At 67.9% G+C, this 7,054-nt stretch carries 10 protein-coding genes; 3 read left to right on the forward strand and 7 right to left on the reverse strand.

The annotated features are described in order from the left end of the window. Positions 1 to 48: 48 nt before the first annotated feature. The gene (locus ACFYWS_RS36165) at positions 49 to 1,170 is read left to right on the forward strand and encodes a hypothetical protein (protein WP_389283558.1); all 1,122 of its coding nucleotides are present in this window, start codon (positions 49 to 51) and stop codon (positions 1,168 to 1,170) included. A 2-nt stretch (positions 1,171 to 1,172) separates the two neighbouring features. Beyond that, entirely contained in the window at positions 1,173 to 1,457 is a 285-nt protein-coding gene (locus ACFYWS_RS36170; protein WP_389283559.1) for a hypothetical protein, read from the forward strand. 50 nt (positions 1,458 to 1,507) lie between these two features. On the opposite strand, the gene ACFYWS_RS36175 is transcribed toward ACFYWS_RS36170, so the two are convergent. From ACFYWS_RS36175 to ACFYWS_RS36195, 5 genes are all read right to left on the reverse strand, one after another. After that, positions 1,508 to 2,125 carry a hypothetical protein gene (locus ACFYWS_RS36175; protein ID WP_389283560.1) on the reverse strand — a complete coding sequence of 206 codons (618 nt, stop codon included), beginning with the start codon at positions 2,123 to 2,125 and terminating at the stop codon, positions 1,508 to 1,510. A 94-nt stretch (positions 2,126 to 2,219) separates the two neighbouring features. Continuing rightward, positions 2,220 to 2,510, reverse strand: coding sequence for a WXG100 family type VII secretion target (locus ACFYWS_RS36180; protein ID WP_389283562.1), 291 nt, complete (start codon positions 2,508 to 2,510; stop codon positions 2,220 to 2,222). Between the two features lie 107 nt (positions 2,511 to 2,617). After that, a complete protein-coding gene (locus tag ACFYWS_RS36185) occupies positions 2,618 to 2,944 on the reverse strand; it encodes a WXG100 family type VII secretion target (RefSeq protein WP_389283563.1) in 327 nt (108 codons plus the stop codon). A 325-nt stretch (positions 2,945 to 3,269) separates the two neighbouring features. Continuing rightward, on the reverse strand, positions 3,270 to 4,409 hold the full coding sequence (locus ACFYWS_RS36190; protein ID WP_389283565.1) for a PE-PGRS family protein: 1,140 nt from the start codon (positions 4,407 to 4,409) through the stop codon (positions 3,270 to 3,272). Positions 4,410 to 4,493: 84 nt separating this feature from the next. Further along, positions 4,494 to 4,847 carry a WXG100 family type VII secretion target gene (locus ACFYWS_RS36195; RefSeq protein ID WP_389283567.1) on the reverse strand — a complete coding sequence of 118 codons (354 nt, stop codon included), beginning with the start codon at positions 4,845 to 4,847 and terminating at the stop codon, positions 4,494 to 4,496. A 278-nt stretch (positions 4,848 to 5,125) separates the two neighbouring features. Between ACFYWS_RS36195 and ACFYWS_RS36200 the strand changes: the two genes are divergently transcribed. Then, complete coding sequence (locus ACFYWS_RS36200; RefSeq protein ID WP_389283568.1) at positions 5,126 to 5,779, forward strand: hypothetical protein; 654 nt, start codon at positions 5,126 to 5,128, stop codon at positions 5,777 to 5,779. Positions 5,780 to 5,821: 42 nt separating this feature from the next. Here the strand turns inward: ACFYWS_RS36200 and ACFYWS_RS36205 are convergent, their stop codons facing one another. Together ACFYWS_RS36205 and ACFYWS_RS36210 are read right to left on the reverse strand one after the other, a co-directional pair. Next, the gene (locus ACFYWS_RS36205) at positions 5,822 to 6,466 is read right to left on the reverse strand and encodes a hypothetical protein (RefSeq protein WP_389283570.1); all 645 of its coding nucleotides are present in this window, start codon (positions 6,464 to 6,466) and stop codon (positions 5,822 to 5,824) included. Positions 6,467 to 6,479: 13 nt separating this feature from the next. Next, a complete protein-coding gene (locus tag ACFYWS_RS36210; RefSeq protein ID WP_389283571.1) occupies positions 6,480 to 6,836 on the reverse strand; it encodes a hypothetical protein in 357 nt (118 codons plus the stop codon). Positions 6,837 to 7,054 lie beyond the last annotated feature (218 nt).

Genomic DNA, 7,054 nt, shown 5'->3' on the forward strand with positions numbered 1-7,054 from the left:
AAGCCGGCATTCATGGCACATCAGGCAAGGGGACCTATGAGCTTTCGCGTGGACGCGGACGCAATCGACGGCTTCGGCAAACTGGTGGGGCGCGCAGCGGACGGCGGCTCGGAGGCGGCGTCGTACGTGGGCAAGTACGCCCAGATCGACGAGACTCTGGGCGGCGACGCCTGGGACCTCGTCGCAGGTGACCACGACCGCTACGTGAGCGAGGCCAAGAAGGCCCTGGAAAAGGTCAAGGGCGTACTTGAGTCCTCCGCGGGCGAGCTGGCACGGTCCGCCGGTTACTACAGGGACACGGACCAGGACGCGGCGGCACGTTTCGACGCCGGCACCCCGGGGTCGAAGGCCCCGTCCCTCGGCTCGGGCGGCAACCCGCAGGACTTCAACGACGCCGACGACGCGGCGGCGGCGCTGAAGAAGCCGGGTGGCGGGAGCGGCAACCCACTACTCGAGTACGGGTCGGGCCACGCGGACGAGTTCGCCATGAGCCCCGTGCAGAAGAGTCTCGGCACCGCCCTCGACTTCGGCAGCCCCTCCGCCATGGCTGTGGAGGCGTCCAAGCTGCTCTTCGGTTTCGACCCCTTCGCCATCGTGACCAACTGGGTCTTCGGTGATTGGAACGGCTACAACGACTGCGCCGACGCATGGGGCGGCCTTGCCTCGTGCTGCGAGGCCATGGCCACCAACCTCCGCAAGGGCAACCGCAATGTCGCGCTCTCCTGGGACGGCAATGCGGCGGCCACCGCCACGGTGTACTTCGACGAATTCGCCAAGAAGCTCGATCAGATCAAGGAAACATTCGAGTCTCTCCAGGACTGCTACTCGCGGGCGGCTCAAATGGCTTTCCAGTTCGCAGAGTTTTTGAAGTCATTCCTCGTCATGTTCTGCGACCTGTTGGTCATCTGGATGGTCAACATGGCGGCGGCTGCGGCCGTGAACGCGATCCCTGTCGGCGGGCAGGCCGCCTCGGTCGCCATGTTCGCGCTGGCCGCGGCGCAGGCCATCCGCATCCTGGGTTTGTGGGCGGAGGCAGCCAAAGCGTTCGACACATTCGCCACGGGCCTGAGCGCGATCGCCCTCACGCTCTCGACGACGATCAACGGCTTCTCAGCGGCGGACGGGTTCCCCGAGGTGGGAAACAGCAGCTATGACAACCGGGCGGTGTGACGATGAGCCTTTTCGGTGAGGGTGAGTTCCTCGATCTGTTCCTGTCCCGGGGGCGCATGATCGCCCTGGTGTCGGTTCCCGCCTGGTGGGCCTTGACGATCTTCCTGTTCGTAGAGGAAGGGTGGCTCTTCGGCCTTGTGCTGGGCTTCGTTCTGCCCCCGTTCGTCGCCTACTTGGGGCTCCGCGGCTACCGGGAGGTACGTCCGCGCATGACGGCCGGGGCACTGGCCTTGAGCGTCGCCACGCCGCTGCTGACCATGGCCCTGGTGTGGCTCGAGGGCCGCTGAAGCACGCCCCGACTACGGCACATGTGTGTGCGGCTGCCGACTGTCTTCCCTCACGGCTCCACCCGTGCTGCAAAGCGCCCCGCATGAGGAGGCACGGACGCCGTCAGCGCAATCCATGAACCGTCGGCGAAGACGAGCTCGAAGCGTCCCCGTTGGACGAGACCCTTGGGATTCGCGCGGATTTCGGCGACGGACGCTCGGGGCGCCTCCCATTGGGGTTTGTACACTCGCTTGAACTGCCACAGCTTCGCGCGGTCGGCGAGTACCAGGACCCGGCGGTCGGTCACGGCGAGCATGAGTGTCACGGCGGGCACGTACGCGGCGCTGTAGTGCGTCACCAGGAATTGCCCGGCCTGGCTCTCCCAACCGCCGTGCAGGGCCTTGCCGTGTACGGCCCGCAGGAGACCGTTGTCGACCGCCCGCTCAGTCGACTCCATGGCATTTTCGAAGCGCCCCATGGGCTTCGGCTCGCTCGGCCGTAGGAAATTCTGCACAGGTCCGGGCAGGCGGGACTTGATCCGACGCTCCAGGTCGGACTCCGGCGGTGGCTTTCGCAGCCACAGCGGTTGGCTCGGCATACCCGGTGCCACATCGCACTCGCAGGCAGCGATCAGTTCCTCGCCCGGCCACAGGTGCGGCCCGATCTGACCTCGAAATTCCGGCTTCATAGCTGCCCCCGTACTCCTCAACCGCCCCCGGACATGCCACCGGGGGCGGCAGATGCATCCGCACCTGCCGCCCCCGGCCACGTATCGCTACGCGCTACGACCAGACGCTGGTGTTCCGGCTCTCGGTCGCCTGGTAGTTCTGGGCGGCCGTGTCGAGCGCGCGGGCGATCGACTCGAGGGTCTGGTGGAGGGACGCGGCGCGACGGTCCCACTCCTGCTGCTTCTGCTGGTAGCCCTCCTGGGCCGCACCTTCCCAGCTCGCGGCGATCCGCTTGACGCCGGCCTCGAGGTCGTCGAGCTGCTGGCGGACGTTGCTGGCCGTGGACTTGACGTCCTGCGAAGCCTGGGAAATGGTCTGGAAATTAACCAGAACCTGACCGGACATGATGTCTCCCCCGGGGGATGTTGGACGGAAGGGTGATGAAGGATTACGACGGTGGCGCGCTGTCCGCTGCCGCCCTTGAGCGGCGCGGAATCAGCGGCCAGTGAGGCTCATCCGAAGGGAGAGGCCCCGGCGCCCGACGAGACGTGCGAGATCGAAGCGGCCTGCTCGTCCTCGGACGTCTGGTAGTTGCTCGCCGTCGAGTCGATCGCTTCCTTGATCTCATTGAGCACGCGGTTGAGGGCGGTTGCGTCCTCGTTCACCTGGCTCTGCAGGTTGTTGTACGCAGTGGCCGCCTGGCCCCTCCAGCCAGAGGTGATCGAGTCGACCACCGTCTGCAGTCGCTGGATCTCACCCTGGATGGACTCGTTCACCTGGGAGATACGGCCGCTGAACGCGACCATCTCCTCGTGCGTCACATTAAATTGACCGGCCATGGCCACTAGCCCCCATGAGAATCGACATCGGTCCCCGCGCCTCTCGTCACCCGGAGGGAACTGGGGGCGCGGGTGGCACTTCTCGATAGTGCCGCGACCTTACTTTAGCCACAACAGACACGGTCCCCCAAGACGGTTCCCAGGTGACCGGCCGTGCCGTGACAGGATCCACACAATGTCACGGCCCGATACGGGGTCACGGTGCTCACGTGGGCCCCATACGTCCGTTACATCGTCTTAGCCACCAGTTGCATCGACTGTGCCAGTGACGTGAGTTAAGTCGGATACGTCAACTGAGTCGCCTACGTCAGATACATCGGCTACGTCATCCGAAAACTGATCTGGCGCGAGCGTCCTCCGGGGTCCGACCAGAGCCGCCGCCCGGCTCGTCCGCCGCCGCCGGCTGCTCCCCTCTGACGCGCCCGATCCCGCCCTGAGCCGCGTCTCCGAGCGCCCCGGTCGCCCCCTCCACCGCGCCGTCCACCGCCCCCTGGGCGCTCTCCCCCGGCGACGCGAGCATCGAACTCGGGTCCAGCGCATCCGTAACGGCGTCGCCCGCGCCCGGCAGGCTCTCCGCGGTGCTGTCCACGATGCCCTGGGCCGCCGCCCCTGCACCCTGACCGACGCCCTCCCCCGTCGCGTTGACGCCTTCGCCGATGCCCTCGCCGACCGCGCCGAGCCCCGCGCTCGCGGCCCCTCCAAGTACCTGACCTGCCGGGCCGAACCGCCCCGAGGCTTCACCGACGGCGCCCGCGGCACCGTTGACGGTCTCCGAGGCGAAGGTGCCCGCGCCGACCACGGCCGCCTCGCCCCACTTCATGCCGTCCTGCGCGCCGAAGTGGTTCTGCACGCCCTGCTGGACGAGGTTCTGCCCGGCCGCCTTTCCCGCCTCGACGGCCGCCTCCTTCACCACGTCGAGGACGATTTCCTTGACCGACTGCACCGCTTGCTGCTCGACGGCCTGCGTCACCTGCTGGATGAGCTTCTGCTTCAGCTCGTCGAGGATGCGGCGCACGAAGAGCCTGGTCGCCTGGGTCGCCCCGGCCGCACCGATCTCCGAAAGCCCGAACGTCACCGGTGCCGCGGCCTGGGCCGCCGCGATCTCGAATGCCAGCGCGATGAGCTGCACGATGACCGCGATCTTGCTGGCGACGACGATGACGGCGACCGCGTCGAGCGCGAAGGCGAGGATCTCGGCGGCCATCGCGGCGTCCTCCAGGTAACCGCCCCCGCCGCTCGAGAACTTCTTCCACGCCTCCTCGAAACCCTCGGACGCGTCACCGGAGTTGGAACCGAGGACGGCGCTCGCGGCCGTGGAGCCGCCGCCCTGGGTGTCCCGCACCGCTGTGGCGAACTGCCGCCACGCCTCGGCCGCTTCGTGGATCTTGTCCTCGTCGGCGTCAGGCCAGCTGTAACCGAGCAGGTCAAGGACCCACGCGATCTCGTCGGGCAGGGTCAATGCCATGCCGTGTCACTCCCCCGTGGTGCGTGTGATGGTGGTTCTTCTTCGGTGCGGCGCGTGAATGCGCCCGGCGGTCAGAACTGCATGTCAGAACTGCATGCCCAGGCCCGGGCGGCTCGACTGCTGCCCGATCATGATCTGGGCCTGGTCGTCCTCGGTCACCTCGTACTGGGTGCCCATGACCTTCAGATTGCCGCCGATCTTGTCGAGCTCGTCGGCGAGGTGCTCCATCGAGGTCGCCATGCCTTCGCGCACCGGCTCGTAGATGTCGTTGAAGGTCCCGATGATGTCCTCGCCCCAGTCGCCCTCGGCGCTCTCCAGGGCGGACTTCAGCTCCTTGGCGGCGGCCTTGAAGTTCTTGCCCAACTCACCGAAGGCGGCGCCCTGTTCCTTGAGCACCGCCGGGTCGACGTCGAAGCTGCCTGAGCCGAGACCTGCCATGTACTCCCCCATGAATGTGCATGCGTGATGCTCAACTAAGGCCCAGTGGCGCGCAGTTGATGCGCGCGGCGGCCCGGACCGACGGACGCGGATGTCCGACCACGCGACCTTAGTGATCCCGACACACAGGACTCGCCCCGAAGCGCCGGTCTTCACGGCCTCCTCGCACGATTGCCATGTACCTGCCGTAGTGTGTCGCGACTGTCCACAACCGCATTCACGGCGTGCGGGGTGAGCCGTACCGCGATCCGCTCGGCACAGGGGGATTCACCCGAAAGATGTCCCAGCAACACCAGCACAGCCAGCACAGCCAGCACAGCCAGCAACCCAAGCCGGGTGGGAAACCGCAGGTCCCGATCAAGGCACGCCTCATCGGCGTCTGCGTCATGCTCGTCACGCTCGTCGCCGGCGGCATCTTCGCCTGGCAGGCCATGTACGCCGCCGGGCTGCGCGGAACGCACGGCGAGTTCACGGTCTCCCAGTGCTCGACGCAGTCCGTCGGCTACCGCTCGCACGGCAAGCACCGCACGCGTGAAGAGGTGGAGTGCCAGGGGACGTTCACCGCGGACGACGGCAAGGGCAACGACCCCGGCGCCCACCTCGAGCCGTCGTCCTCCCACGCCACGGGCACGAGGATCTCCGTGACGCGGACGGACTCCGCCTCGGCGCCGGAGAGCCGTCGGTTCTCCTACGTCGAGGCCGGCGCATGGAACGGCGGGCTGATGTTCGCCTTCACCTTCGCCTGGCTGATCGGGACCGCGCTGGGCGCCTTCATGACGGTGACCGGCCACACCGGCAGGCGCAGCAAGGTGTCGTACGGCGACGCGTGGCGCTCCACGGCGGGCGGGGCCACCCGGCCGGTCCTCTTCGGGCTGCTCGCGGTCGGGGTGCTGGGCGTGGTGGTGTCGCTGCTGCTGGGGCTCGCCCTGTAGCCGACGCTCGTCGCGACGCGTCGCGTCGCGTTACACGTTCAGTCACGCACCGCCTGCGAGCCGGCTCCCCACGAACAGCACCGGGCACAGCACCGTCACCACGACGAGGATGGGCAGCGCCGGACCGCGCTCGTGGCGTACGACGCGCCAGCCCTCCTCCAACGTGACCCGGCCGAAGCGTCGTTCGCGTTCGCGCCAGACGCCGAACACCGGGCCGTAGTGCAGGGCCGGGCGCGGCTGGTAGCCGGTCAGCAGGAAGAAGGCGCCGAGCACCCACAGCGCGGACGTGACGCCGAACCAGAACAGGGCCCTGGCCAGCTTGCCCGTGGTGAGTTCACCTTCGTCCGAGTACGTGTACCCGTCGTCCGTCTTCAAGGCGGGGAGCGCGGCGCCACGGACGGCTTCGTGGTCCCACTCCAGGGTGGCGCTCTGGGTCTTCGCACCGCTCTTGTCGTCCTCGAAGGTGCCGGTGCAGATGTAGCCCCGGCCCGTGTCCCCGCAGGACTGCACCACGACGGACCCCGGCCGCGCCGAGACCGTCACGTGGCCGTCGAGGTACCCGACGCCCGTCCACCCGGTGGCGCAGCCGATGGCCACGACGGCGAGGCCGACCAGCCAGCCGAACATGCGGCGGAAGATGTAGTCGCGCCGGGCCACGTACCGGTCGGCGGTCTCCGTGGATGTCACGTCGGTACCGGCCTCAGCGAATCCGCTTGTCGCGACCGGGAGCGTTCTTCGGGTCCTCGTCCGGGTCGTAGTCACGGACCTGCTGCCGCTCCTGCGGCGACATGTTCCGCCACTGCTCCCGCATCGGAGCAAGCCCTTCACCCAGGGCACGGTGCCCCGAAGGCGAATCGAGTACGTCCTTCAACTCCATACGCCCGCCAAGGAGTTGACGCGCGAGATCCTGCAGCGCGGGCGGCGCGCCCTTCATGTCACGCACCTTGCGCAGCGACGCCGTCAGGTGCTCGTTCTGCTCCTCGGTGAGGTTCTTGTCCTCGATCGGGTACTCGCGCTCGCCCTGCGGGCCGTACCCGCGATCGTTTCCGGTGTTCATGGTGTGGGGTCCCGTCCCTCTCATCGCGTCTCGCCGATGGGTATCGATGGTTGATGGCTCAGCCGAAGACAGCCTGAACGGACCTATTCTCGGCGATGTCATCGGCCTCGGCGCCGGCCGAGGACGAGCTCGCTTCCGGGGCCGCGGGAGTGGCGGCGGCGTCCTGGCCGGACGGTGTGCCGTCGCCGCTCGGGGAGTCGCCGCTCGGCGTGCCGTTG

Source organism: Streptomyces sp. NPDC002795, from assembly GCF_042888725.1.
Classification (GTDB): Bacteria; Actinomycetota; Actinomycetes; order Streptomycetales; family Streptomycetaceae; genus Streptomyces.